Source organism: Metalysinibacillus jejuensis, from assembly GCF_003057615.1.
GTDB lineage: Bacteria > Bacillota > Bacilli > Bacillales_A > Planococcaceae > Metalysinibacillus > Metalysinibacillus jejuensis.
Genome location: NZ_QAFW01000023.1, coordinates 1 through 24092, shown reverse-complemented (window position 1 = coordinate 24092; position 24092 = coordinate 1). Strand labels below are relative to the sequence as shown.

Below are 24092 nucleotides of genomic sequence, written 5' to 3'. Positions count from 1 at the left end.
AAAAAAGTAGTCCGTATAATTCAGCGAGTATTGAGGAGGCGTTTTTTTCATGACAAATCAACCCATGAAAAACTTGTTCTTTGGGTCAATGAGGAACAAGCAGATGTTTACAAGAATTATTGCACTTGTAGTATTTGCTTCAGTAATTTCTTTCGTACTTTACGAAGGAACAAAGAAATCCGTAGCAGTAGATGCGGACGGAGAGCAGCTTGAGATTTCGACACACGCAAAAACTGTAGCAGATGTATTAGCAGATGCTAACATTGAAGTTGCAGATTACGATAAAGTTTCACCCTCACTGGACACCGAGATTTCCAACGGTTTAGAAATCAAATGGGAACAGGCTAAAAAATTCGTTATCGAAGTAGATGGCGAACCGAAAGAAATTTGGACAACCGAAGAAAAAGTAGCTGACATTTTAGCTGAAGCAAATGTAGCAGTTACAGAACACGACAAACTATCAGTCGACCTAGATAAACAATTAACTGAAGGTCAAACGATTGCTGTCGATAAAGCATTTAACGTCGTTGTAGTAGATGGTGCCAATAAAGAACAAAAAATTTGGTCAGTTAAACAAACTGTAGCAGAAATGCTAAAACAAAATAACATTAAGTTAAACGAGTTTGACCGTCTAAATACAAAAGAGACAGCGCTTGTAGCACCTGGCACTAAAGTGGCAATTACACGTGTTGAGAAGAAAGTAGATACTGTAGAAGAAGAAGTAGATTTTGCAGTAGAACAAAAAAATGACAACTCTTTATTAAAAGGTGAAGAGAAAGTTGTAACAGAAGGCGTTAAAGGTAAAGTAGAGCGCACGTACGAAGTTGTAACAGAGAATGGTAAAATTGTTGCGAAAAACTTACAAAAAGAAAACGTAACAAAAGAGCCTACGAAAAAAGTAGTGGCAGTAGGAACTAAAGAAAAGCCAGTAGTTGTTTCTCGTGGTAACGACAGTGCAGCGCCATCAGGTGGCCGTGAGTTTTACGTAGAAGCTACAGCATATACAGCTTATTGTGAAGGCTGTTCTGGTATTACCGCAACGGGTATCGATATTCGTTCGAATCCAGGTATTAAACTAATTGCTGTGGATCCAAATGTTATCCCACTTGGATCACGCGTATGGGTAGAAGGCTATGGCTATGCTATCGCAGGCGATACAGGCGGTGCGATTAAAGGTAATATTATTGACCTTTTAGTATCATCTAAGCAAGAAGCAGTTAATTGGGGACGACGTCAAGTACGTATTAAAGTCTTGAATTAATAAATATGAGAGGCAGTTTGTTAGTCACTAACAAACCGCCTCTCTTTTGTTGTAAAATAAAGAGATAGGTTTGAAGAGAAGAGGAAATCGACGTGAAAATAAAGGAGTTTATCATTGTTGAGGGGAAGGATGACACTGTGGCAGTTCAACGCGCGGTAGAAGCGGATACAATCGAAACGAACGGCTCCGCATTATCACCTGCTACACTGCGTAAAATAAAGCATGCACAAGAGAAGCGTGGCGTTATTATATTTACAGACCCGGATTACCCTGGACGCAGAATTCGTGCACTTATTGAGCAAACAGTTCCTCAAGCGAAACACGCTTTTTTACCTAAAAAACAAGCAATTGCGAAAAACGGAAAGGGTGTAGGGATTGAACATGCAAGCGATGAAGCAATTCGCCAAGCCTTACAACAAGTTTACACACCTAATGAGCGTCCGGTAGTTGAAGAAGTTACACGTGAGGACTTATTAGTTGCGCACCTTATCGCTCATCCTTCTGCGAAACACCGTAGACAACGCCTAGGTGAAATTTTAGCAATAGGAGATACGAACGGTAAGCAGTTGTACAAGCGTTTAATTATGTTTGAAATTAGTGCTGAGCAGTTTGGTAAAGCGTTAGCACAACTCAATCAGGAGGAAAATAATGAATAAAGATATTGCTACCCCGGTACGCACCCAAGAAATTTTAAAAAAATATGGCTTCTCATTTAAAAAGAGCTTAGGGCAAAATTTTATTATTGACCCGAATATTTTGCGTAATATCGTTGCACAGGCACAATTAACATCAGAAAGTGGTGCGATAGAAGTAGGCCCTGGTATTGGCGCACTGACAGAGCATTTAGCACGCGCCGCTAAAAAAGTAGTAGCGTTCGAAATTGACCAACGTTTACTACCTGTTCTAGCGGATACATTAAGCGCTTATGATAATGTGACCATTGAACACGGTGATGTATTAGAAGCAGATGTAGCTACAGTAATAAAGCGCGAGATGCCAGGCATCGAAGATATTATGGTTGTGGCAAATCTACCTTACTATGTTACGACCCCTATTTTATTAAAATTATTGCATGCTGATTTACCGATTAGAGGCTATGTAGTCATGATGCAAAAAGAAGTAGCAGACCGTATTACTGCCCAACCTGGAACAAAAGCATACGGTTCTCTCTCGATTGCTATTCAATATTATGTGACAGCAGAAGTCGCTATGATAGTACCTAAGACGGTATTTATGCCTCAACCAAATGTGGAATCAGCAGTTATTCGGTTAATTAAGCATGATGTGCCGCCTGTAAAAGTAATCGATGAATCCTTCTTTTTTGCTGTTGCACGCATGTCGTTCGCCCAACGTAGAAAAACAATACTTAATAATTTACAGTCAGGTTTACCGAATGGGAAAGCTAAAAAAGATCAAATTTTAACAGCGCTAGAAGCAGCGGGCATTGATCCTAAACGTCGCGGTGAAACACTTAGTATTCAGGAATTTGGTCAATTGGCAGATTATTTACATCCTTATTTTGTTTGAAAATTCAACAAGAGACGGTTGGCTAAATTCAAGGCATTGTCAAGAATCTGAAAAAATTATGTGAAGTGCGTAAAAAAAAAAGTTGCATTGTAGGACTAACACTGTTAAAATATAATATTTTATTGACTTTCACTGCTTATTATGGTAAACTTATTTGTAGTGAGGTGTAAACGAGCATGCCAAAATCATTAGCAGACATTAAACAGTCGTTAGATGCACATTTAGGGAAACGTTTGCATGTAAAAGCAAACGGCGGTCGTAAAAAAACCGTTGAGTTCGCAGGTATACTACGTGAAACATATAAAGCTATTTTCGTTGTTGAGTTAGATCGCAAAGAAGATGAGTTTAAACGTGTTTCATACAGCTACACAGATATTTTAACGGAATCCGTTGAAGTTACATTTTTAGAAGATACACAAGTAGTAGGCGTAAAATAATAACACGTCTATTAAATACTTTTTGCAGAAGATGTCATTCTCTTAACAGAGGTGTCATCTTCTTTTTCTTTATATAAAATAACCTGCTTGCTATGGTAAAATAAAAAGCATACTATTAGCGCGAAAAAGTAATGATTGAATGTTTTTTGCAGCGAGGAGGTTTCGTGATGCTTTATGTAAAAGCACCCGCTAAAATTAATTTAACACTAGATGTATTATATAAGAGGGAAGATAATTATCATGAAGTTGAGATGGTAATGACAACAATCGATTTAGCAGATCGTATCGGATTGTCTTTGCGTCAAGATGGCAAAATTGTTTTATCTTCAACCGATCAATTTGTACCGACAGATCAACGCAACTTTGCTTATCAAGCAGCTAGATTGCTACAACAGCGTTTTAAAATAAGTGCTGGGGTAACGATTAAAATCGAAAAAGAAATTCCTATAGCGGCAGGTTTAGCTGGCGGTTCTACAGATGCTGCTGCCACGCTACGTGGTTTAAATGTATTGTGGCAACTTAACTTAACGCTTGACGAGCTTGCAGACATCGGTGCGGAAATTGGTTCGGACGTGCCATTTTGTGTGTATGGTGGAACGGCTCATGCTACAGGGCGCGGTGAACAAATTCGAGAGATTAGCGCGCCACCAACGTGTTGGGTAGTGTTAGCGAAGCCAAAAGTAGGTGTCTCTACAGCAGATATTTATGGTGGCTTAAATTTAACGCAAGTGAAACATCCTAACACACAAGAGATGTTGCAAGCCATTGAACAATGTGATTATAAAGCAATGTGTCGCGAGCTAGGTAATGTTTTAGAAGACGTTACTTTAAAATTACATCCTGAGGTCGTGAAGATTAAATCTTTAATGGAGCGCTCAGGTGCGGATGCTGTTTTAATGAGTGGTAGTGGTCCTACTGTTTTTGGACTTGTTGACAGTGAGATTCGTGTAAGTCGCATTGTAAACGCTTTAAGAGGCTTCTGTGAAGATGTTTATGCTGTGCGCATGCTAGGAGAGCGACATAAGCTTGCTTAAAAGCGTACAATTATGTTAATTTATGTATTAAATATTCGTGTTTAGGAGAGGGTCGTATGAAATGGAAGCGCAGTGAACGTTTAGTTGACATGACGCATTATTTATTAGAGCATCCACATCACCTTATTCCGCTAACTTATTTTTCAGAACTATACCAGTCTGCCAAGTCCTCAATTAGTGAAGATTTGACAATTGTTAAAGAAACATTTGAAGAAAAAGGGATAGGGCTGCTTGTAACAGTACCGGGAGCGGCAGGCGGAGTGAAATACATTCCAAAAATGTCTGAGCAGGCGGTACGTGAAGTTATTAATGAGCTATTAGCTGAGTTAACGCACTCAGATCGTTTATTGCCAGGTGGCTATTTATTTATGACAGATTTATTAGGTAACCCGAATTATATGAACCGTGTAGGAAAAGTATTTGCTTCTGCATTCGCAGATCAAAATATTGATGTTATTATGACGGTAGCGACAAAGGGAATTTCCATTGCTCATGCTATTGCTAGACATTTAAATGTGCCAGTAGTAGTTGTGCGTCGCGACAGCAAAGTGACAGAAGGTTCTACGGTTAGCATTAATTATGTCTCGGGCTCATCGCGTCGTATTCAAACGATGGTACTCTCAAAACGTAGTATGAAAAGTGGCCAACGTGTACTTATTACAGACGACTTTATGAAAGTCGGCGGCACGATGAATGGTATGAAGAGCTTGCTTGAAGAATTTGATTGTGAATTAGCAGGTATTGCAGTGCTTGTAGAAGCAGAACATGCAGATGAGACGCTAGTTGATGATTATTATTCTTTAATTAAGTTACAAGAGGTAAATGAGCGTGATCGCACAATTCAAGTGCGCGAAGGCAATTATTTTTCAAAAAAGGAGTCGGAATAACATGAAAAAAGTAGCGACAAAAAATGCGCCAGCGGCTATCGGACCGTATGCACAAGGTATGATTGTGAATAATATGTTTTACAGCTCTGGACAAATCCCGTTAACAGCAGCAGGCGAAATGGTTGATGGTGGTATCGAGGAACAAACGACACAAGTGTTTGAAAATTTAAAAGCTGTATTAGCTGCAGCTGGATCATCTTTGGATCAAGTTGTAAAAACAATGGTATTTTTAAGTGATATGGAAGATTTCGCAGCGATGAATGCTGTATATGCTGCACAATTTGGTGAACATACACCAGCGCGTTCTGCAGTAGAAGTAGCTCGTTTACCTAAAGATGCTAAAGTTGAAATTGAAGTTATTGCGCTTGTAAAATAATAAGTTAACATAGTTAATATGAGTAGATAACGCTAGTATATGCATATACTAGCGTTTTTATTCGTAAATTTGGCGGAAAAGTGGCATAATTATAAGTTAAAATAAATATTTTGAAAATTTTAAAAATAATTAAGGAAATATTTTGCTATATCGAATATAATAGTTGAATAGACAGCATAGTTGAGAGGTGGTGAGTCAGATGGAAGTAACAGATGTAAGATTACGAAAAGTTCAAACCGACGGCCGCATGCGTGCGATCGCTTCCATTACGTTGAACGAAGCATTTGTGGTACACGATATTCGTGTTATTGAGGGAAATGCAGGATTATTCGTCGCAATGCCAAGTAAACGTACGCCTGATGGAGAGTTTAGAGATATTGCACATCCGATTAATTCAGATATGCGCAATAAAATTCAAGATGCGATTTTAGCGGCATATGAGGTAGAGGACGACAGTGCAGAACAGACAGAATTAGTTGAAGTAAATATGTAAAATTTGTTTTGAACCTTGGGAGTTGTGCTAAAATTACAATAGCACAGCTTCTTTTTTGTGTGGAAAATAAAAAAAGTAAATAAATAACGATCTCTAGACGATATAAGTAATTGTAGTAATGTTGATATTTTGTCAAGCTTACACATCTTGAAAATGGCTACCATTTCCTATATAGTCATAAGAGAAATTGAGGTTAATGGAGGGCTCACTGATGAGCAATACTTACGCAGTTATTTTAGCTGCTGGCCAAGGTACCCGTATGAAGTCGAAGCTTTATAAAGTGCTTCACCCTGTATGTGGTAAACCTATGGTCGAACACGTTGTTAATCATGTGCAATCTGTAGGAGTTAATCGTATTGTAACAATCGTTGGCCACGGAGCTGAAATGGTTCGTGAGCATTTAGGTGATAACAGCGAGTACGCTTTACAAGAAGAGCAACTTGGAACAGCACATGCCGTAGAGCAAGCAAAATCAATTTTAGGTGATTTACAAGGTACAACAATTGTAGTATGTGGAGACACACCATTGATTCGTCCAGAAACAATGGCAGCGTTACTCATATATCATCAAGATAACAAGGCTAAAGCAACAATTTTGACAGCGGTTGCAGAAGATCCTACTGGCTATGGTCGCGTTTTACGTGATGCGAGTGGGCAAGTTTCGCAAATCGTTGAGCAAAAAGACGCTACAGAAGAGCAAAAACTTGTAACGGAAATAAATACAGGTACGTATTGCTTTGATAACGCTGCGCTGTTTGAAGCGCTAAGTAAAGTGGATAACAACAACGCTCAAGGTGAATACTATTTACCGGACGTTATTGAAATCTTGCAAAAACAAAATGAGATTGTTACGGCGTATGTTACGCCTGATTTTACAGAAACACTCGGCGTCAATGACCGCTTTGCTCTGTCACAAGCAGAACTGTTAATGCGTGCACGTATTAATGAGCGTCATATGCGTAACGGTGTAACAATTATTGATCCAGCTTCTACGTATATAAGCGCAGATGCTACGATTGGTAGTGACACAATTTTACAACCTGGTACGATGATTGAAGGGCAGTCTGCCATCGGAGAAGATTGCATTATTGGACCAAATTCACAAATTGTTAATAGCACAATTGGTGACGGTACAAAAGTACATTCCTCAGTAGTGTTAGACAGCGCTGTAGCAGAGCACACAGCAATCGGACCTTTTGCGCATATTCGTCCAGATTCTACAATTGGCAGTCACGTGAAAATCGGTAACTTTGTAGAAGTTAAGAAAAGTAAGTTAGAAGATGATGTAAAAGTATCTCATTTAAGCTATATTGGTGACGCAGAAATTGGCGAAAATGCTAATATTGGATGTGGTACAATTACTGTAAACTACGACGGTAAAAATAAGCATAAAACAGTCGTAGGGAAAAATTCATTTATTGGTTGTAACTCTAACCTAGTAGCACCAGTTGAAATTGGTGAAGGTGCGTTTATAGCAGCCGGCTCAACCATTACAAATGAGGTACCGGATGATGCACTTGCAATCGCACGTGCTCGTCAAGAAAATAAGCTAAACTATGTAAGTAAGTTAAACTTAAAATAACCTTTGGAACAAGGGAGTTTGCTTGGTTTACCAAGAAGCCATAAGGCAGTTCACAATATACAAACCCAAATTAGGAGGCCATCATGCCATATCAATATGCTAACTCACAATTAAAATTATTTTCTTTAAACTCTAATAATCCCCTAGCGCAAGAAATTGCCGAGGAGATGGGTATTGAGCTAGGAAAATCTTCTGTGAAACACTTTAGCGATGGAGAAATTCAAATTAGTATCGAAGAAAGTATTCGTGGTTGCGACGTATTTATCGTGCAATCAACAAGTGCGCCAGTTAACGAACATTTAATGGAGCTTTTAATTATGGTAGATGCTTGTAAGCGTGCATCTGCTCGTACAGTAAACGTTGTAATGCCTTACTACGGCTATGCGCGTCAAGACCGTAAAGCAAAAGCTCGTGAGCCAATCACGGCTAAATTAGTAGCTAACTTACTTGAAACTGCGGGTGCAACTCGTGCAATCGTATTAGATTTACATGCACCACAAATTCAAGGTTTCTTTGATATTTTAATTGATCATCTGATGGCAGTGCCTTTATTATCGGACTACTTCAAATCAAAAGACATTCCTTCAGAGGAAATCGTTATCGTTTCACCAGACCATGGTGGTGTAACACGTGCGCGTAAAATGGCGGAGCGCTTAAAAGCACCGATCGCTATTATTGATAAGCGTCGTCCAAAACCAAACGTGGCTGAGGTAATGAATATCGTAGGTAATGTTGATGGTAAAGTAGCCATTTTAATCGATGATATTATCGACACTGCAGGTACAATCACAATTGGCGCTGACGCATTACGTGCAGCAGGTGCTAAAGAGGTTTATGCATGCTGTTCTCACCCAGTATTATCTGGCCCAGCAATCGAACGCATTAACAATTCAGCAATCAAAGAGCTAGTTGTGACAAACACAATTCAACTTTCGGAAGACAAAAAATCACCGAAAATTAAAGAGCTTTCTGTAGCTAAGTTAATGGCTGATGCAATCGTTCGTGTTTATGAAAATAAATCAGTTAGTACATTATTCGATTAATAGTAAGTAAAGAGGTTGTCTTAAAAACGCATTTTAGGATGGCTTGTTTGTAGCGGGGTAGTTCAGAAAGTTATTGACTTTCTGTGCTACCCTTTTTTATTTGAGTAGATTGCTGTTAATAATACCAAATATTATATATAATAGAGTTAGCCTGAAAAAAGACAGAAGAATTAATGGTTACATAACAATGTGTAAGTACAAAGATTTTGGATGTTTTTATGTTTGCCAACTCGTAATTACGGGTAGTAAGACAAGGCGAAGAATTTTTTTATTTCTTGGAAGGGGACTATGAATATGAATACAGTACTAAAAGTTGAAAAACGCGAAGCTGGGCATCGTTCAACACTAACCCAACTTAGAAACGGAGGAGCAGTACCGGGTGTACTATATGGTTTCAAACAAGATGAAACTACACCAGTACAAGTCAATGCTGCAGAGCTAACACGCTACATTCAAAAAAACGGCCGTAATGGTGTTTTTGAATTAGACGTAGATGGCCAAAAAGTAAATGCTGTCGTTAACGAAGTTCAAATGGACGCGTTAAAAGGCAAAGTAATTCACTTAGACTTCTTAGCTGTTGATATGACAGAAGAATTAGAAGTAGAAGTACCAATTGCTTTAGTAGGAACAGCAGCGGGTACACGTGAGGGTGGCGTAGTAATGCAACCAATTCGCGAAGTAACGATTAAAGTAAAACCTTCTGATATTCCAGAAGTATTAGAAGTTGATGTATCAGCACTTGAAATTGGTGATGCGTTAGACGTAGCGTCAATTCGTGACAAATTCAACTTCGAAATCTTGTCAGAAGATGAAGAAACATTAGCAACAGTTACAGCGCCAACTTTAGCAGTTGAAGATGAAGAAGGCGAAGAAGGAGCAGCTGAAGAACCAGCGGCTGAATAAATAAAGGTCTATAGTGTGTGCGAATTAGTCGTACACACTATTTTTTTTTGAAATTTTAGCATAGTCATTTGCTTTTGACGAAAGTAGCTTGAATTATTAAAATGAGACATAGGAAAAATAATGAGGCTGTTGTACACGGCACAATGCAATTGTAGGCGATACATAGGTGAGAGTGGCTTGAGTTATGTTAAACTAACTAAGAATATCGATGAGGAAGGATGCATGGGTAATGAAGTTAATTGTAGGTTTAGGCAACCCTGGCAAGCCGTATGAAAACACTAAACATAATATCGGCTTTAATGTTATAGATGAACTAGCGAAAGAATGGGGCGTTACGCTAAATTTAAGTAAGTTTAAAGGGCAGTATGTTACTGTTCATCGTCCTAAAGGTAAAGTAATGTTAGTAAAACCACTAACGTATATGAATTTATCTGGCGAGTGCATAGGACCATTAATGGATTATTTTGCTATTGATATTGAGGATATCATTGTTGTATATGACGATTTGGATTTAGAAACAGGAAAGCTTCGTTTGCGTCAAAAAGGTAGTGCTGGTGGGCATAATGGTATAAAATCACTTATCCAGCACTTAGGCACGCAACAATTTAATCGTATACGTGTGGGGGTTAATCGTCCACCGGCTGGTATGAAAGTAGCTGACTATGTTTTATCGAAATTTTCAAAAGAAGAGCAACCTATTGTAGATGAAGCGGTAGAAAAAAGTGTAAAAGCGTTACAAGATGCACTGAGTCAACCTTTTATCGAAGTGATGAATAAGTACAACGGATAACGTAGCAAAGAATAGCGTGTGAGCTTTGGCATCTAATGATGTTCAAGGCTTTTTGCATGTTTTCAAGAGGGAGGGAGAATATATGGATATTTTACAACAACTATTTATGCAACAACCTAAAATAAAGCAAGCTATTGATCACATTAGTACGGGAGAAGCGCAAGATGAGTTAGTGACAGGACTTACAGGTAGTGCAAAGTCGATATTTATCGAGACCATGTACCGACAAGCTAATCGCCCTGTTTATATTATTGTACCTACACTACTCTATGCACAACGTATGGTAAACGAACTAACGAGTATTGTTAGCGAAGAAGAGATTTTTTATTACCCAGCAGATGATTTTATTGCAGCTGATGTTTCAACAACTTCTCATGAGCTACGTGCCGAACGAATTGCTACGTTGGATGCAATGCGACGAGAGGTAAAAGGCATCTATGTATTACCTATTGATGCATTTCGTCGTGTAGTAGCGCCTAAAGAGCAATGGGCGACATACTTTTTAGCCGCTTCCGTTGGACAAGAAATTGCAATTGAAGAGTGGTTATTAAAATTAGTCATAATGGGGTATCGACGAAGTGAAATGGTCACAACACCAGGTGAATTTTCTGTGCGCGGAGGCATTTTAGATATTTATCCTCCTTATATGCAACAACCTGTGCGTATCGAGCTATTTGATACAGAGGTTGACTCGATTCGTACGTTTTCAGCTGATGATCAACGTTCCATTGATCGTTTAATGGCTATCGAAATTTTGCCTGCTACAGAAGTAGTGTTGCCAATTGCAGCGCGTCAGCAAGTAGCACAGCGATTACAACAAGCGCTTGATGAGAGCTTAACGTTAGTTAATGATGAAGCAACAAAAGAACGCTTGGCGTTGCATATTGGCACGGATATTAGCTTATTACAAGCAGGGGATTTGCCTCAATATGTGATGAAGTATGGGTCGTTACTTTATGATGAAGAAGTATATTTAGAATCGTATTTTGCTACAGATGGTATTGTATTAGGCGATGAGATGATTCGTATTCAAGAGACGATGAACGTGTGGCGTACAGAAGAAGAAGCTTGGTATATGGAAATGATTGAAGAAGGTAAAATTGTGCATGCTGTGAAAAATTCACGGACATTGCGTATGTTAATGAAAAATATTCCACAGCAAAAAGTGTATTTTTCTGTATTTGCGCGTACCTTTGGTGGTATACCGATTAAACAAACAATCGGCTTTTCTTGCAAGCCAGGTCAAGAATTTAGAGGGCAGATGGCAATGTTGCAAAATGAAGTGGCGCGTTGGCAAAAAGCGAATTACACGGTGCTTTTTATTGCTCAAGGAGAAGAACGCCTGAAAAAAATGCATGCCTTATTAGGTGACTATGCCATTCAGACGACGCTTGGCACGCCCGATGCACCAGGTATTTATTTAGTGAACAGCAATATTGCGACAGGTTTCGAATTACCGCTAGAACATATCGCAGTAGTAACGGATGATGAATTATTTAAACAACCAGCAAAGCGCAAAGTACGTGCACAAAAAATGACGAATGCTGAGCGAATTAAAAGTTATGCTGATATGCGACCAGGGGATTATGTGGTGCATATTCATCATGGTATTGGACGTTATGTTGGCATGGAAACGCTAGAAGTAAATGGTCAGCATAAAGATTATTTGCATATCCGTTACCGTGGTGAGGATAAGTTATTTGTACCGGTAGACCAAATTGATTTAATTCAAAAGTATGTTGCTTCAGAAGATAAAGAGCCTAAAATTCATAAGCTTGGCGGTGTCGAGTGGAAAAAGGCCAAAGCTCGTGTAACGTCAGCTGTGCAAGATATTGCGGATGAATTAATTAAGTTATATGCGGCGCGCGAAGCAGAAAAAGGCTATGCCTTTTCGCCTGATGGAGATGAAATGCGCGCATTCGAGACTGCTTTTCCATATGACGAAACAGAAGATCAACTTCGAACGATTGTCGAAGTGAAAAAAGATATGGAACGAGAGCGCCCCATGGATCGTCTTGTATGTGGAGACGTCGGTTACGGTAAAACAGAAGTTGCGATTCGTGCAGCGTTTAAAGCAGTATTAGATGGCAAGCAAGTAGCCTTTTTAGTGCCAACGACTATCTTAGCGCAGCAACATTATGAAACGATGCTGTCGCGTTTTGAAGATTTTCCAGTACGGGTAGGGTTATTATCGCGTTTCCGTACGCGTACTCAGCAAAAAGAGACGTTAAAGGAACTAAAAGATGGGCGTTTAGATATTGTTGTAGGCACACATCGCGTACTTTCGAAAGATGTGGTATATCAAGACCTCGGGCTTCTTATTGTTGATGAGGAGCAACGTTTTGGTGTTACGCATAAGGAGCGCATTAAGCAGTTGAAAAATAATGTAGATGTACTTACATTAACAGCTACACCAATTCCACGTACGCTTCATATGTCGATGGTAGGTGTGCGAGATTTATCTGTAATTGAAACACCGCCGATTAATCGTTTCCCTATCCAAACGTATGTAATGGAACATAATGGTGGCTTAATTCGAGAAGCGATTGAGCGTGAAATGGCACGTGGAGGGCAAGTGTTTTATTTATATAATCGCGTAGAAGATATGACGCGACAAGTGGATATTATTCGTCAACTTGTGCCTGAAGCACGTGTAGCTTATGCACATGGGCAAATGACGGAGACGGAGTTAGAAGCGGTAATGTTAGCATTTTTAGATGCTGAGTATGACGTTTTAGTAACGACAACAATCATTGAAACAGGTGTCGACATACCGAATGTCAATACGCTGATTGTGCACGATGCGGATAAGATGGGACTATCACAACTGTATCAACTTCGTGGACGCGTAGGGCGCTCTTCTGTAGTAGCGTATGCTTATTTTATGTATCAACAGGATAAAGTATTAACAGAAGTAGCTGAAAGTCGCCTACAAGCAATTAAAGAGTTTACAGATTTAGGCTCGGGCTTTAAAATTGCCATGCGCGATTTATCTATTCGCGGTGCAGGTAATATACTAGGAGCGCAACAGCACGGCTTTATCGACGCTGTCGGCTTTGATTTATATTCACAAATGTTAGAAGAGGCCATTGAAGAGCGTCAAACAGGTGAAGTGAAAAAACCGAAAATTGACGTAGAAATCGTGCTTCATGTAGATGCTTATATTCCAGATAATTATATCGGTGATAGCTATCAAAAAATTCAAATGTATAAGCGTATAAAAGCAATGGATGAAATTGAAGACTATCATGCCATCACGGAGGAATTGGTCGATCGCTTTGGTGATTTACCTACGGAGACCGTTCAGCTTTTACGTATTGCTCGCATGAAAATTTGGTGCCATGAAGCGGGTATTATTTCTATAAAGGAGCGCAGTAAAAAAATTACGATTTTATTCTCTGAACAAGGGACTAATCGCGTAGACGGCTCTAAAGTTGTACAGGAATCAATGAAGTTTGGTAAGGTGGTGGGCTTCGGTATGGAAGGGGCGCAGCTTGTCATGACATTGGATGAAAACCGTGCAAAAGGTGCGGATGTCTTTACAATGTTAGAACAAATGACCGAAATTGCAGCTAATTCATTAAAGGCATAATAATAGGCAGATGCGCTACAATGTAGTGTCATCTGCCTTGTTATTTGATTATCATTATGCTTCCTCCACTTGAGCTAAATAATGAACACCATTTTTATAATTTAGACGTTGCCAAAGTTCCTCACGGAGCGCAAAGTCTTGTGATTTAGTACGTGCGATTTTATCTTTCGAATTTAACTTATGCGTAATTAAACGTTGCCCATTTTCCTTTTCTACGTAGCTGGTGAAAACACCCTCTTTTACTTCACTTACTTTACGTGAAGGCATAGGATAATAAGCAAGGTGTGTAGCATATGGACGTTGATGCTCAGGGAATGAGTGGGGGATGGCTTGTATTGTAGTAAGTTTCATAATAACGCCTCCTTTATTAATTTTTACACATAAGTAGATGATAATAAACGTTTTTGTACCGTTTTGTACAAAAACGCAACGAAATTACCGCGTGAGGTATGCTAAAAGTCGTACAGTATTAGCGGCAAAGTGGGCCATGGGGGTATGCTATACTATGAATACTGAATTATGCCAATTAAGGAGCTTTTTATGTCGCAATCATTCGGAATGAAAACTTATATGCGAGGCGCGGCTTTATTAACGGTAGCCGCATTAATTGTAAAAGTTTTAAGCGCAATTTATCGCGTTCCTTTTCAAAATCTTGTGGGGGATGAAGGTTTTTATATTTACCAACAAGTTTATCCATTTATCGCTGTATTTGTCGTTTGGACAACGGGTGGTGTGGCTGTAGCTATTTCCAAACTGTTAGCGGATAACGATGCGTCGTCTCAAATATCACAAAGAGAAACAAGGCGCGGCTTTATTTTGCGTGTCGTTTTTTGGTATTTAGTAGCATTAGCTGTACTGTTTTTTAGTGTGTTGTATTTTGGGGCCCCTACATTGGCCAAGTGGATGGGTGATGAAGAGTTAGCGCCACTTTTGCGTACAGGTGCTTTTATTGTATGGGTGATGCCTGCATTTGCAGTAGTCAAAGGAGCTTTTCAATCAAGGGGGTATATGGCACCGATTGCCTATGCGCAAATTATTGAACAAGTCGTAAGAGTGAGTATTATATTAATAGGAACAGCTATCATTATGAGGACGACCGCTTCGTTATATGATGCTGGGCGCATTGCGGTGCTCGGTACCGTAATCGGTGAAGTTGCAGGCTTTGTGTTGCTTGGCTATTGGTATGTAAAACAATTTGCCCGCGCGCCGCACGCTACTATAGCTATGCCTATTGCCCCGATTATTAAAGAAGTAACATGGTTTAGTTTAAGTGTTAGCATGAGTAGCTTATTGTTGTTAAGTTATCAATTTATTGACTCCTTCACGATTTACACGTTATTAGTTGATAGCGGTTTAGAACAACTCGCAGCTAAGGAGATAAAAGGGGCATTTGATAGGGGACAACCTCTCGTGCAACTAGGGGTAATTGTCGCATCTTCATTGACGCTTGCCATTGTCCCTCTCATTGCACACCAAATGAAAATACAAGCAGAAGGTGGCCGCTCAGCTTTACCGTTTATTCAATTAACGTATCGTACTGCGTTGTTGTTTGGTTCAGCTGCTGCTATTGGGTTAATGACGGTAATGCCAGATATTAATGTCATGTTATTTAAAACAAACAGCGCTTCAGGTGTGCTAGCCTTTTATATGTTACAAATTATCCCTTTATCTGTCGTATTAACGTTTACAGGGATTTTACAAGGTATGGAAAAATTGAAGGTACCCTCGTTTATTTTAGGGATAGGCTTTATCGTAAAACTGAGTATGAATTACTTTACAATTGTCCCATTCGGTATTGCGGGGGCTGCGCTAGCTAGCAATATCGGCCTAGCGATTACCGCTATACTATTAATTAGCTATAGTAAAAAATTTATTCCTCATCTAGCAAATCGCTATTTTCATGTTCAATTAATACGAGCATTACTAGCGATGACAGTAAGTGTATATGCAGTACGTATTAGCTTATTAGCGCTACCTATTGCCTCTGTACGCTTCCATGCAATGATCAGTGCATTTGCTGCTATTATTGTAGGAGCAGTGGTATTTATTACTTGGATTGGACGCAAAAGGTTATTATCAGAAAAAGAGTGGTTTTTATTGCCATTTGGTCGTCGAATAGCGACATACCAATTATGGTTAAATCAAAAGAAGTAGGTGCACAATGAACACAATTACAGTAATCGGATTAGGAGCCGGAGATTTTGAGCAATTACCTATAGGGGTTTATCGGAAATTACAAGCCGTCAAAACGTGCTATGTAAGGACGATAGAACATCCTGTTATTGCTACGTTAATTGAAGAAGGTATTACCTTTACTCCGTTTGATGAGGTTTATATAAACAATGATGGGTTTTCCGATGTATACGAAACAATTGCAACGCGCTTAGTAGAAGCTGCACAACAAGAAGATATTATTTATGCTGTGCCAGGGCATCCACTTGTAGCGGAAATGACGGTTCAGTTGCTAATTGAAGCTGAAAAGCGGGGAGCAATTACATTAATAATTGAAGGGGGACAAAGCTTTTTAGACCCTATCTTTACTGCATTACGTATTGATCCAATTGAAGGCTTTCAGTTACTAGACGGCACAAATATGACGATTCATGATGCACATATGCAACAACATGTACTCATTGCTCAAGTGTATGATGCTTTTAGTGCTTCAGAGGTAAAGTTAAAATTATTAGAGAAATATGATGCCGATCACGTTGTCACACTTGTCACAGCGGCAGGTTCTGATGAAGAGCTGTTACAAACTATGCCACTATGTGAAGTAGATCATGTGGCGACGCTTAATAATTTAACAACGCTCTACGTTCCACCCGTAACATCACTCCTTAAGCGTACGAAAGATTGGCGTACATTTAGAGAAGTAATTGCTACGCTACGTGGGCCAGATGGTTGCCCTTGGGACCGCGAACAAACACATGAGTCACTAAAAAAATATTTATTAGAGGAAGTCCATGAATATTTGCAAGCTGTTGATGAACAAGATGATTTTGGAATGACAGAAGAGTTAGGCGACGTGCTTCTACAAGTATTTCTCAACGCCCAAATCGGAGAAGACATGGGCTACTTTACGCTAGAGGATGTACTACATGAAGTGACGACAAAAATGATTACACGCCACCCTCATGTTTTTGGGGATAAAGAGGCACAAAATGTAGATGACGTGATGGCGATTTGGCAACAAGCTAAATTAGAAGAACGACAATCAACAAGTTTATTAGAAGGTAAGTACCGTGCAACGTCTTCGTTACAAACTTCGTATAATTACCAAAAAGAAGTAGCCAAGCACGGTTTTACATGGGATGATGTTGCAGGTGCGTGGGATAAATTTGAAGAAGAGTTAGCAGAGTTCAAGGTAGAAGCAGCACAGCCGGAGCTTATGAAACGTACCGATGAATTTGGTGATGTATTATTTACTCTCGTTAACATTGCACGATTTTATAAAGTAGATCCAGAAGAAGCGATGGTTTATGCTAATACAAAATTCGCCAAACGCTTTAAGCATGTAGAAGCTTGTGCACAAGCAGCGGGTAAAACGATAGCAAATAGCACAATAGAAGAACTTGAAAGCTATTGGCAAGATGCAAAACGAAAGGAGCAAATATAATGCGTTTAGATAAATATTTAAAGGTGTCTCGTTTAATTAAAAGACGTACACTTGCGAAAGAAGTAGCTACTCAAGGTCGTATTACGATTAACGGTAAGGTAGCTAAGCCTGGTACTGTCGTAAAAGAAGGTGACGAATTACAAATTCGTTTCGGGCAAAAAATTGTCACTGCACGTGTAGAGCGTTTGCAAGCGAGTGCTAAACGTGATGAAGCGTCACAAATGTTTACAATTTTAAGTGAAGAGCGTCTTACTCAAGTAGAGCCTGAATTTATTGATGATGAAGATGAAATGAACTAGATAATTTACGAGAAGCGTCGATATAAAAGTATAGAGAAGTTTAGTTTGCTTATCTAGCGGGTAAACTAACATAACTAGTTGTGTAAATATAAAGGAGGAAACACGGATGGCTTCACGTAACGACAAATATGCCAAAATGGATAATGAGTATATTCGCGCGAAAGAGTTGCAAAAGGCAAAGCAAAAAAAGCAAAAAAAACTCGTGTTGCGTCGTGTCTTCTTCTTTTTCTGTTTACCGTTTATCGTCATTGTTTGGTTTATTTCTACCGTTTTCAATCAATCTACGATGATAGAAGAAAAACAAGCTATGTTGGATGAAGCGAAAGCTAATTTAAAAAATGTAGAAAAACAACAAGAGCTATTAGAGATGCAAATTACACAGTATGAAGATGATGAGTATATCGCAAAAATTTTACGTAAAGAATATTTGTTGTCAGAAGATGGTGAAATTATATTTGTGATGCCTGAAGATGCACTAGAAGAAGAAAATGAGAATGATAAGTGATTATAGCTATTGTTGACAGACCCTTATTGTCGGCTATAATGATAGAAGGTAATAGTTAGAAATAAATTGAATATATGATTCGATTTTTCGAATCTTTGAAAATTTAAGGAGGAGCATTTTTTTTATGTCAATCGAAGTAGGCAGCAAAGTACAAGGTAAAGTAACAGGAATCACAAATTTTGGTGCGTTTGTAGAGTTACCAGGTGGTTCGACAGGGCTAGTTCACATTAGTGAAGTTGCCGATAATTATGTTAAAGATATCAATGACCACCTTAAAGTAGGTGACGAAGTTGAAGTTAAAGTGATGAATGTTGAAGCAGATGGTAAAATCGGCTTATCTATTCGTAAAGCGAAGCCTCAAGCGGAACGCCCAGAGCGTCCTCAGCGCCCGCGCCACAACAACAACCGTTCAAATGATCGCAACAATCGTCCACAAAAAGAAGACTTTGAATCAAAAATGGCACGTTTCTTAAAAGATAGTGATGAGCGTTTAACAACGTTAAAGCGTGCGACAGAATCAAAACGCGGTGGCCGTGGAGCAAGACGAGGTTAATTTGCTGGCTCTTTAAGCGTAGAAAGAGTGTTAAAATATGAAAGAGTTTCACTATGGTGAGGCTCTTTTTTTGTACAAAAAAACTAGAGCAAGATGCCCTAGTTTTTTAACATGCGCTTTACTATTAAGAATAGAGCGTAACAACTAATACTAATACCGATAAAGAGTACTAGTAATTGAATAACGGCTGGCACAGGGATATTTAAAGAGATGATAATCAGTAACCAACCTAATGCTGTAAATAAAAATAAGCGAGTTAAAGGGTTCAAGTTCTATCATCCTCCTCATTAGTCTTCAAACGTTGTTAAAAATTTTAGCCATGCATTTGTACCTACACCAAGATGTGTGTTTGCTGCTAATTGTTGTAAAATAATTTTATGAATGTCTTGTGGATAAGGACGTAGCGGGCGACCCACACAAAAATAGCAAGTCGGATCTGTGCAAGCTACTTCTAAAAATGTATTGCAATAAAGACAAACTTCAGCATCATAATCATCGTTTCTTACACTATAATCTCGGCAATTGTGCATGTTAAAAATCGCTCCTTTACGATATAAAAAAGTAGTGATGAAATATTATTTCATCACTACTTAGTATGACCCCTACGGGATTCGAACCCGTGTTACCGCCGTGAAAGGGCGGTGTCTTAACCGCTTGACCAAGGGGCCGTTTATGGTGGCGGCAGAGGGGATCGAACCCCCGACCTTACGGGTATGAACCGTACGCTCTAGCCAGCTGAGCTACGCCGCCGTTAAACAACAAACTAAATATTACAATCGAATGCTAATTAAGTCAAGCTTATTTTAAAAATAGGGTGTAGTTGCCCTATTGAAAGTGTTGTATATGTAAGAATGCTTATCTTTGAAGGTGTAATAAGGGGATGTCGCGTATGAATTTAGCGTATAATAGCAGATGAAGTTATAAGTAAGATTTATGAATAAGGAGTCGCCTATTATGAAACAACAATTTCTACAACAAGTTGAGGCGCAGGCATTATTTACACCGCGAGATCGACTCGTGCTTGCCGTATCAGGTGGCGTAGATTCTATGGTAATGTTAGATGTTTTACGGCACTTACCTTGTGAGAAACTCATCGTTGCTCATGTGGATCATATGCTACGAGGAGAAGATTCTGCACGAGATGCGCAATTAGTGCGAGACTACTGCGCGCTTTATGACTTAACATTTACAATGGCTGCCATTGACATTCCTCGACTATTAGCTACTAAAGGCGGTAATACGCAAGTCGTTTGTCGGGAACAACGCTACCAGTTTTTGCATGAAGTAAGTGTAAGGTTTCAAGCGACAAAATTGGTGACGGCTCATCATGCTAATGATCAGCTCGAAAGTGTTTTAATGGCTTTAACACAAGATGCTACTCCTTACGCTATGCAAGGGATTTTGCCTAGACGCCAATTAGGAGATATGACAGTTATTCGACCATTACTTACCTTCTCTAAAAACCAGCTTTATACGTATGCGAGTATGTACAATGTGCCGTTTAGAGAAGATAGTAGCAATGAGGGGAATGCCTATTTACGTAATCGCATACGCCATCATGTTGTGCCTTTACTTCAACAGGAAAATCCTAAGCTTACTGAAAATATTCTTCGCCTAACCACGCAATTGTATGAGGATGAATGCTATCTTCGAGCACAAACGGAGCAAGTTTTTAACGAAATTGTGAAAGAGCAATGTCAAGAAAGCTACAGTATTGATATCCATGCTTTTAAAAATAAGCCCGTTGCTTTACAAAGAAGAGTTGTTTTACTACTATTAAGCTATCTTTATGAACAAAAGCCTATTCGTAATAGCCAAGCACTCGTTGCTTTATTGCGTAATGCAATGGACACAGATGCGGGAAACAAGCAGTATGATTTGCCCCAAGGTTTTATAGCTTATCGTTCCTACACAACGCTATATATTACAAAAAATAGCGCGCAACGTGTACAAGCTGAACAAATCTTGCCAATGAATGAATGGTTTTATTGCGAAAATGGTGTACGCTTATGTTTAACAACACCAAAGTCGATCGTTCTAGACGCTAAAAGGTATTATTTTAATTCGCAACAGCTCCAATTACCTTTTAAGATACGTAAGCGTTTACCAGGAGATCGTATACAGCTAAAAGGCATGGCGCAACCTAAAAAGCTTTCACGCCTTTTTATTGATTGTAAAATACCCACACATGAACGTGAGCAACTCCCTATATTAATTGCAGGCAATGAAGTAGTTGGCGTTTGCGGTGTACGGATGAGTAATTACTTTTCCGAAAAACAACGCAACACGGATGATATGATGTTGAGTATAATAAGTAAAGAAACTGGAGCAAGCGAAAAATTTGAGGAGGAATCACTAATGATTCAAAATGATATTGAAAAAGTAATTATTTCCGAGGAGCAATTAGATGCGCGCATTCGTGAATTAGGAGCAGCGCTAACAGAGGAGTATCGCGGTACTTATCCACTAGCTATTGGCGTACTAAAAGGTGCAATGCCATTTATGACTGACTTAATGAAACGTTTTGATACGTACGTAGAGCTAGATTTTATGGACGTAACAAGCTATGGTAATGCTACGGTATCATCAGGAGAAGTAAAAATTGTTAAAGATTTAAACACGAGTGTCGAAGGTCGCGATATTTTAATTATTGAAGATATCATTGATAGTGGTTTAACATTAAGTTATTTAGTTGATTTATTTAAATACCGTAAAGCAAAATCAATTAAAATCGTAACATTATTAGACAAGCCATCCGGTCGTAAGGTAGATTTAAAAGCAGACATCGTAGGCTTTGAAGTTCCAGATGGTTTTGTAGTAGGCTATGGTTTAGATTACGCAGAAAAATACCGAAACTTACCGTATATTGGCATTTTAAAACGTGAAGTATATTCTTTTTAAGAATATTTAGAATAACTTAGCTAAAAATAGCACATAAGTTGCACGAGTCAATGCTTTTCATTGTATGATGAATTAAGGATATGTTAAGATTTTACTTATAGTTTTTCTGTATGTTTATGAGGAGGCTCGGGATGAATCGAATATTTCGATATACCATTATTTATTTACTAATATTTTTAGTGCTTATGGCTATTTTCGGTACCTTTAAAGGTGATAAACTCGCAACAAATGAGTTGGACTACAAAGAATTTATCACAGAGTTAGATAAAGGTAACGTAGAGGAAGCGACAATACAGCCAGATAAGTCTGTATATGTTGTAAAAGGTAAAATGGAAGGTTACAAAGAAGACGAAACATTCGTTGTAAACTTACCAATTACGAACCAATCTTTAATGGACCGCATTGATAAAGCGGTTGAAGAAAATACGAAAATTGCGTATTTACAAGCGCCGGAAACGAGCGGTTGGTTACAATTCCTACTTGGGATTATTCCGTTTATCGTAATTATTTTCTTATTCTTCTTCTTATTAAGCCAGTCACAAGGCGGCGGTAATCGTGTAATGAACTTTGGTAAGAGCAAAGCAAAATTATACGATAATGAGAAAAAGAAAGTTCGCTTTACAGATGTAGCGGGCGCAGATGAAGAAAAGCAAGAATTAGTAGAAGTTGTAGACTTCTTAAAAGATCACCGTAAATTCACTGAAATCGGTGCGCGTATTCCTAAAGGTATCCTATTAGTAGGTCCTCCAGGTACAGGTAAAACATTACTAGCGCGTGCAGTGGCTGGTGAAGCAGGCGTACCATTCTTCTCGATTTCAGGTTCTGATTTCGTTGAGATGTTCGTGGGTGTTGGTGCATCACGTGTACGTGATTTATTCGAAAATGCGAAGAAAAATGCGCCATGCATCATCTTCATTGATGAAATTGATGCAGTAGGTCGTCAACGTGGTGCGGGTCTTGGTGGTGGTCACGATGAGCGTGAGCAAACACTTAACCAATTACTAGTTGAGATGGATGGTTTCGGAGCAAACGAAGGTATTATTATCATCGCTGCAACTAACCGCCCAGACATTTTAGATCCAGCCTTACTTCGTCCAGGTCGTTTTGACCGTCAAATTACAGTAGGTCGCCCAGATGTTAAAGGTCGTGAAGCGGTACTTAAAGTACACGCACGCAACAAACCTTTATCAGACTCAGTAGACTTAGGCGCTATCGCGCAGCGTACGCCAGGGTTCTCGGGAGCCGACTTAGAAAACTTATTAAACGAAGCAGCACTTGTAGCAGCGCGTCGTAATAAGAAGAAAATCGATATGTTCGATATTGATGAAGCAACAGACCGTGTCATTGCAGGTCCTGCTAAAACAAGTCGAGTAATTTCGGAAAAAGAACGAAACATTGTAGCTTACCATGAAGCGGGTCACGTTGTTGTTGGTTTAACACTTGATCAAGCCGAAAAAGTACACAAAGTAACGATTGTACCACGTGGTCAAGCTGGTGGTTATGCGGTGATGCTTCCTAAGGAAGACCGTTACTTCATGACAAAACCAGAGCTATTAGATAAAATTGCTGGTTTACTTGGTGGTCGTGTTGCAGAGGATATTATCTTCGGAGAAGTATCGACAGGCGCACATAATGACTTCCAACGTGCAACAGGCATCGCACGCTCAATGGTTACAGAGTACGGTATGAGTGATAAGCTTGGACCAATGCAATTTGGTTCGGCACAGGGTGGTAACGTGTTCTTAGGACGCGACATTAACTCTGAGCAAAATTACTCCGACTCAATTGCTTATGAGATTGATAAAGAAATGCAGTCAATGATTGTTGAGCAATATGAGCGTACAAAACAAATTTTAACGGAAAAACGTGATTTACTAGAGCTAATCGCTAAGACGTTATTAGAAGTTGAGACGTTAGATGCGCAACAAATCGAAAGCTTGCGCGATACAGGTAAACTTCCAGTACGTATTGAAGAGCCTTCGGTAACTGCAGAAACAGCGACACCTGAAGCAACGACTGTTCATCTTGAAAAAGAAGGCACACCTTCGATTGAACAAAAAGTTACAGGTGAACAAGCTGATCCAACAACAGCTGATTTACAGCAAGAGCTTGATACTACAGATAACCGACCAAAAGGTTTTGACGAAGAACGTAAATAAACAAAGTGAGGCTGGGACATAACTAGTGTTCAGCCAAAGAAAAAGAGAAATTGAGTGCGCTCAATTTCTCTTTTTCAATTTTTTATAGGTATTTTTATTGATTGGCTGTGAACTTTCGCAAGTTCACAGCCATC

Annotated in this window: 22 protein-coding genes, 2 tRNA genes and 2 pseudogenes; 21 read left to right on the top strand and 5 right to left on the bottom strand. The window is 39.1% G+C overall.

The window, feature by feature from the left end; genetic code table 11:
* Positions 1 to 49 precede the first annotated feature (49 nt).
* The 13 genes from DDE80_RS08715 to mfd all read left to right on the top strand — a co-directional run bounded on the left by DDE80_RS08715 (position 50) and on the right by mfd (position 13925).
* Positions 50 to 1261, top strand: coding sequence for a resuscitation-promoting factor (locus DDE80_RS08715; RefSeq protein ID WP_108307275.1), 1212 nt, complete (start codon positions 50 to 52; stop codon positions 1259 to 1261).
* A gap of 92 nt (positions 1262 to 1353) precedes the next feature.
* Positions 1354 to 1917: a ribonuclease M5 gene (gene rnmV, locus DDE80_RS08710; RefSeq protein WP_108307274.1), complete on the top strand. Its 564-nt coding sequence runs from the start codon at positions 1354 to 1356 to the stop codon at positions 1915 to 1917.
* Positions 1910 to 2788: a 16S rRNA (adenine(1518)-N(6)/adenine(1519)-N(6))-dimethyltransferase RsmA gene (gene rsmA / locus DDE80_RS08705; protein WP_108307273.1), complete on the top strand. Its 879-nt coding sequence runs from the start codon at positions 1910 to 1912 to the stop codon at positions 2786 to 2788. The genes rnmV and rsmA overlap by 8 nt, the downstream gene beginning before the upstream one ends.
* A 176-nt stretch (positions 2789 to 2964) precedes the next feature.
* A complete protein-coding gene (gene veg / locus DDE80_RS08700) occupies positions 2965 to 3225 on the top strand; it encodes a biofilm formation stimulator Veg (RefSeq protein ID WP_108307272.1) in 261 nt (86 codons plus the stop codon).
* 167 nt (positions 3226 to 3392) lie between these two features.
* Positions 3393 to 4259, top strand: coding sequence for a 4-(cytidine 5'-diphospho)-2-C-methyl-D-erythritol kinase (gene ispE, locus DDE80_RS08695; RefSeq protein ID WP_108307271.1), 867 nt, complete (start codon positions 3393 to 3395; stop codon positions 4257 to 4259).
* Between the two features lie 56 nt (positions 4260 to 4315).
* The gene (purR, locus tag DDE80_RS08690; RefSeq protein ID WP_108307270.1) at positions 4316 to 5146 is read left to right on the top strand and encodes a pur operon repressor; all 831 of its coding nucleotides are present in this window, start codon (positions 4316 to 4318) and stop codon (positions 5144 to 5146) included.
* A gap of 1 nt (position 5147) precedes the next feature.
* Positions 5148 to 5522: a RidA family protein gene (locus tag DDE80_RS08685; RefSeq protein WP_108307269.1), complete on the top strand. Its 375-nt coding sequence runs from the start codon at positions 5148 to 5150 to the stop codon at positions 5520 to 5522.
* A 199-nt stretch (positions 5523 to 5721) separates the two neighbouring features.
* Entirely contained in the window at positions 5722 to 6015 is a 294-nt protein-coding gene (spoVG, locus tag DDE80_RS08680; protein ID WP_108307268.1) for a septation regulator SpoVG, read from the top strand.
* Between the two features lie 211 nt (positions 6016 to 6226).
* Entirely contained in the window at positions 6227 to 7597 is a 1371-nt protein-coding gene (gene glmU, locus DDE80_RS08675; protein ID WP_108307267.1) for a bifunctional UDP-N-acetylglucosamine diphosphorylase/glucosamine-1-phosphate N-acetyltransferase GlmU, read from the top strand.
* A gap of 83 nt (positions 7598 to 7680) precedes the next feature.
* Positions 7681 to 8640, top strand: a complete 960-nt coding sequence (locus DDE80_RS08670; protein ID WP_108307266.1) for a ribose-phosphate diphosphokinase — start codon at positions 7681 to 7683, stop codon at positions 8638 to 8640.
* Positions 8641 to 8934: 294 nt separating this feature from the next.
* Positions 8935 to 9543, top strand: a complete 609-nt coding sequence (locus DDE80_RS08665) for a 50S ribosomal protein L25/general stress protein Ctc (protein ID WP_108307265.1) — start codon at positions 8935 to 8937, stop codon at positions 9541 to 9543.
* A 229-nt stretch (positions 9544 to 9772) separates the two neighbouring features.
* Positions 9773 to 10333, top strand: a complete 561-nt coding sequence (gene pth / locus DDE80_RS08660; RefSeq protein ID WP_108307264.1) for an aminoacyl-tRNA hydrolase — start codon at positions 9773 to 9775, stop codon at positions 10331 to 10333.
* Between the two features lie 82 nt (positions 10334 to 10415).
* A complete protein-coding gene (gene mfd, locus DDE80_RS08655) occupies positions 10416 to 13925 on the top strand; it encodes a transcription-repair coupling factor (protein ID WP_108307263.1) in 3510 nt (1169 codons plus the stop codon).
* A gap of 54 nt (positions 13926 to 13979) precedes the next feature.
* Here mfd and DDE80_RS08650 read toward each other — a convergent pair whose 3' ends face one another.
* Positions 13980 to 14276, bottom strand: a complete 297-nt coding sequence (locus DDE80_RS08650) for a hypothetical protein (RefSeq protein WP_108307262.1) — start codon at positions 14274 to 14276, stop codon at positions 13980 to 13982.
* Between the two features lie 189 nt (positions 14277 to 14465).
* Here DDE80_RS08650 and DDE80_RS08645 point away from each other — a divergent pair, with 189 nt between their 5' ends.
* The 5 genes from DDE80_RS08645 to DDE80_RS08625 all read left to right on the top strand — a co-directional run bounded on the left by DDE80_RS08645 (position 14466) and on the right by DDE80_RS08625 (position 18898).
* Positions 14466 to 16079 carry a putative polysaccharide biosynthesis protein gene (locus DDE80_RS08645; RefSeq protein ID WP_108307288.1) on the top strand — a complete coding sequence of 538 codons (1614 nt, stop codon included), beginning with the start codon at positions 14466 to 14468 and terminating at the stop codon, positions 16077 to 16079.
* Positions 16080 to 16086: 7 nt separating this feature from the next.
* Positions 16087 to 17541 carry a bifunctional methyltransferase/pyrophosphohydrolase YabN gene (yabN, locus tag DDE80_RS08640; RefSeq protein ID WP_108307261.1) on the top strand — a complete coding sequence of 485 codons (1455 nt, stop codon included), beginning with the start codon at positions 16087 to 16089 and terminating at the stop codon, positions 17539 to 17541.
* Positions 17541 to 17840: an RNA-binding S4 domain-containing protein gene (locus DDE80_RS08635; protein WP_108307260.1), complete on the top strand. Its 300-nt coding sequence runs from the start codon at positions 17541 to 17543 to the stop codon at positions 17838 to 17840. Before yabN ends, DDE80_RS08635 begins: the two co-directional genes overlap by 1 nt.
* A gap of 106 nt (positions 17841 to 17946) precedes the next feature.
* Positions 17947 to 18345, top strand: coding sequence for an FtsB family cell division protein (locus DDE80_RS08630; protein WP_108307259.1), 399 nt, complete (start codon positions 17947 to 17949; stop codon positions 18343 to 18345).
* 124 nt (positions 18346 to 18469) lie between these two features.
* A complete protein-coding gene (locus DDE80_RS08625; protein ID WP_108307258.1) occupies positions 18470 to 18898 on the top strand; it encodes a S1 domain-containing RNA-binding protein in 429 nt (142 codons plus the stop codon).
* Between the two features lie 98 nt (positions 18899 to 18996).
* Here DDE80_RS08625 and DDE80_RS15140 read toward each other — a convergent pair whose 3' ends face one another.
* The 4 genes from DDE80_RS15140 to DDE80_RS08610 all read right to left on the bottom strand — a co-directional run bounded on the left by DDE80_RS15140 (position 18997) and on the right by DDE80_RS08610 (position 19648).
* Entirely contained in the window at positions 18997 to 19167 is a 171-nt protein-coding gene (locus tag DDE80_RS15140) for a hypothetical protein (RefSeq protein ID WP_161952304.1), read from the bottom strand.
* Between the two features lie 18 nt (positions 19168 to 19185).
* On the bottom strand, positions 19186 to 19428 hold the full coding sequence (locus tag DDE80_RS08620) for a hypothetical protein (RefSeq protein ID WP_108307257.1): 243 nt from the start codon (positions 19426 to 19428) through the stop codon (positions 19186 to 19188).
* Positions 19429 to 19494: 66 nt separating this feature from the next.
* Positions 19495 to 19566, bottom strand: a tRNA-Glu gene (locus DDE80_RS08615).
* A gap of 5 nt (positions 19567 to 19571) precedes the next feature.
* Positions 19572 to 19648 (bottom strand) — tRNA-Met (locus DDE80_RS08610).
* Between the two features lie 183 nt (positions 19649 to 19831).
* Here DDE80_RS08610 and tilS point away from each other — a divergent pair.
* From tilS to ftsH, 3 genes and pseudogenes are all read left to right on the top strand, one after another.
* Positions 19832 to 21172, top strand: a pseudogene (gene tilS, locus DDE80_RS15690) (tRNA lysidine(34) synthetase TilS); the annotation flags it as partial.
* Positions 21173 to 21262: 90 nt separating this feature from the next.
* Positions 21263 to 21799: pseudogene (hpt, locus tag DDE80_RS15685) on the top strand (hypoxanthine phosphoribosyltransferase); the annotation flags it as partial.
* 131 nt (positions 21800 to 21930) lie between these two features.
* A complete protein-coding gene (gene ftsH, locus DDE80_RS08600) occupies positions 21931 to 23958 on the top strand; it encodes an ATP-dependent zinc metalloprotease FtsH (RefSeq protein ID WP_108307255.1) in 2028 nt (675 codons plus the stop codon).
* The last annotated feature ends 134 nt before the right edge of the window (positions 23959 to 24092 follow it).

Bases quoted from the DNA above. Each gene is read 5' to 3' on its own strand.
- DDE80_RS08715 (WP_108307275.1), top strand. From the start codon at position 50: ATGACAAATCAACCCATGAAAAACTTGTTCTTTGGGTCAATGAGGAAC.
- rsmA (WP_108307273.1), top strand. From the start codon at position 1,910: ATGAATAAAGATATTGCTACCCCGGTACGCACCCAAGAAATTTTAAAA.
- veg (WP_108307272.1), top strand. From the start codon at position 2,965: ATGCCAAAATCATTAGCAGACATTAAACAGTCGTTAGATGCACATTTA.
- ispE (WP_108307271.1), top strand. From the start codon at position 3,393: ATGCTTTATGTAAAAGCACCCGCTAAAATTAATTTAACACTAGATGTA.
- purR (WP_108307270.1), top strand. From the start codon at position 4,316: ATGAAATGGAAGCGCAGTGAACGTTTAGTTGACATGACGCATTATTTA.
- DDE80_RS08685 (WP_108307269.1), top strand. From the start codon at position 5,148: ATGAAAAAAGTAGCGACAAAAAATGCGCCAGCGGCTATCGGACCGTAT.
- spoVG (WP_108307268.1), top strand. From the start codon at position 5,722: ATGGAAGTAACAGATGTAAGATTACGAAAAGTTCAAACCGACGGCCGC.
- glmU (WP_108307267.1), top strand. From the start codon at position 6,227: ATGAGCAATACTTACGCAGTTATTTTAGCTGCTGGCCAAGGTACCCGT.
- DDE80_RS08670 (WP_108307266.1), top strand. From the start codon at position 7,681: ATGCCATATCAATATGCTAACTCACAATTAAAATTATTTTCTTTAAAC.
- DDE80_RS08665 (WP_108307265.1), top strand. From the start codon at position 8,935: ATGAATACAGTACTAAAAGTTGAAAAACGCGAAGCTGGGCATCGTTCA.
- pth (WP_108307264.1), top strand. From the start codon at position 9,773: ATGAAGTTAATTGTAGGTTTAGGCAACCCTGGCAAGCCGTATGAAAAC.
- mfd (WP_108307263.1), top strand. From the start codon at position 10,416: ATGGATATTTTACAACAACTATTTATGCAACAACCTAAAATAAAGCAA.
- DDE80_RS08650 (WP_108307262.1), bottom strand. From the start codon at position 14,276: ATGAAACTTACTACAATACAAGCCATCCCCCACTCATTCCCTGAGCAT.
- DDE80_RS08645 (WP_108307288.1), top strand. From the start codon at position 14,466: ATGTCGCAATCATTCGGAATGAAAACTTATATGCGAGGCGCGGCTTTA.
- yabN (WP_108307261.1), top strand. From the start codon at position 16,087: ATGAACACAATTACAGTAATCGGATTAGGAGCCGGAGATTTTGAGCAA.
- DDE80_RS08635 (WP_108307260.1), top strand. From the start codon at position 17,541: ATGCGTTTAGATAAATATTTAAAGGTGTCTCGTTTAATTAAAAGACGT.
- DDE80_RS08630 (WP_108307259.1), top strand. From the start codon at position 17,947: ATGGCTTCACGTAACGACAAATATGCCAAAATGGATAATGAGTATATT.
- DDE80_RS08625 (WP_108307258.1), top strand. From the start codon at position 18,470: ATGTCAATCGAAGTAGGCAGCAAAGTACAAGGTAAAGTAACAGGAATC.
- DDE80_RS08620 (WP_108307257.1), bottom strand. From the start codon at position 19,428: ATGCACAATTGCCGAGATTATAGTGTAAGAAACGATGATTATGATGCT.
- ftsH (WP_108307255.1), top strand. From the start codon at position 21,931: ATGAATCGAATATTTCGATATACCATTATTTATTTACTAATATTTTTA.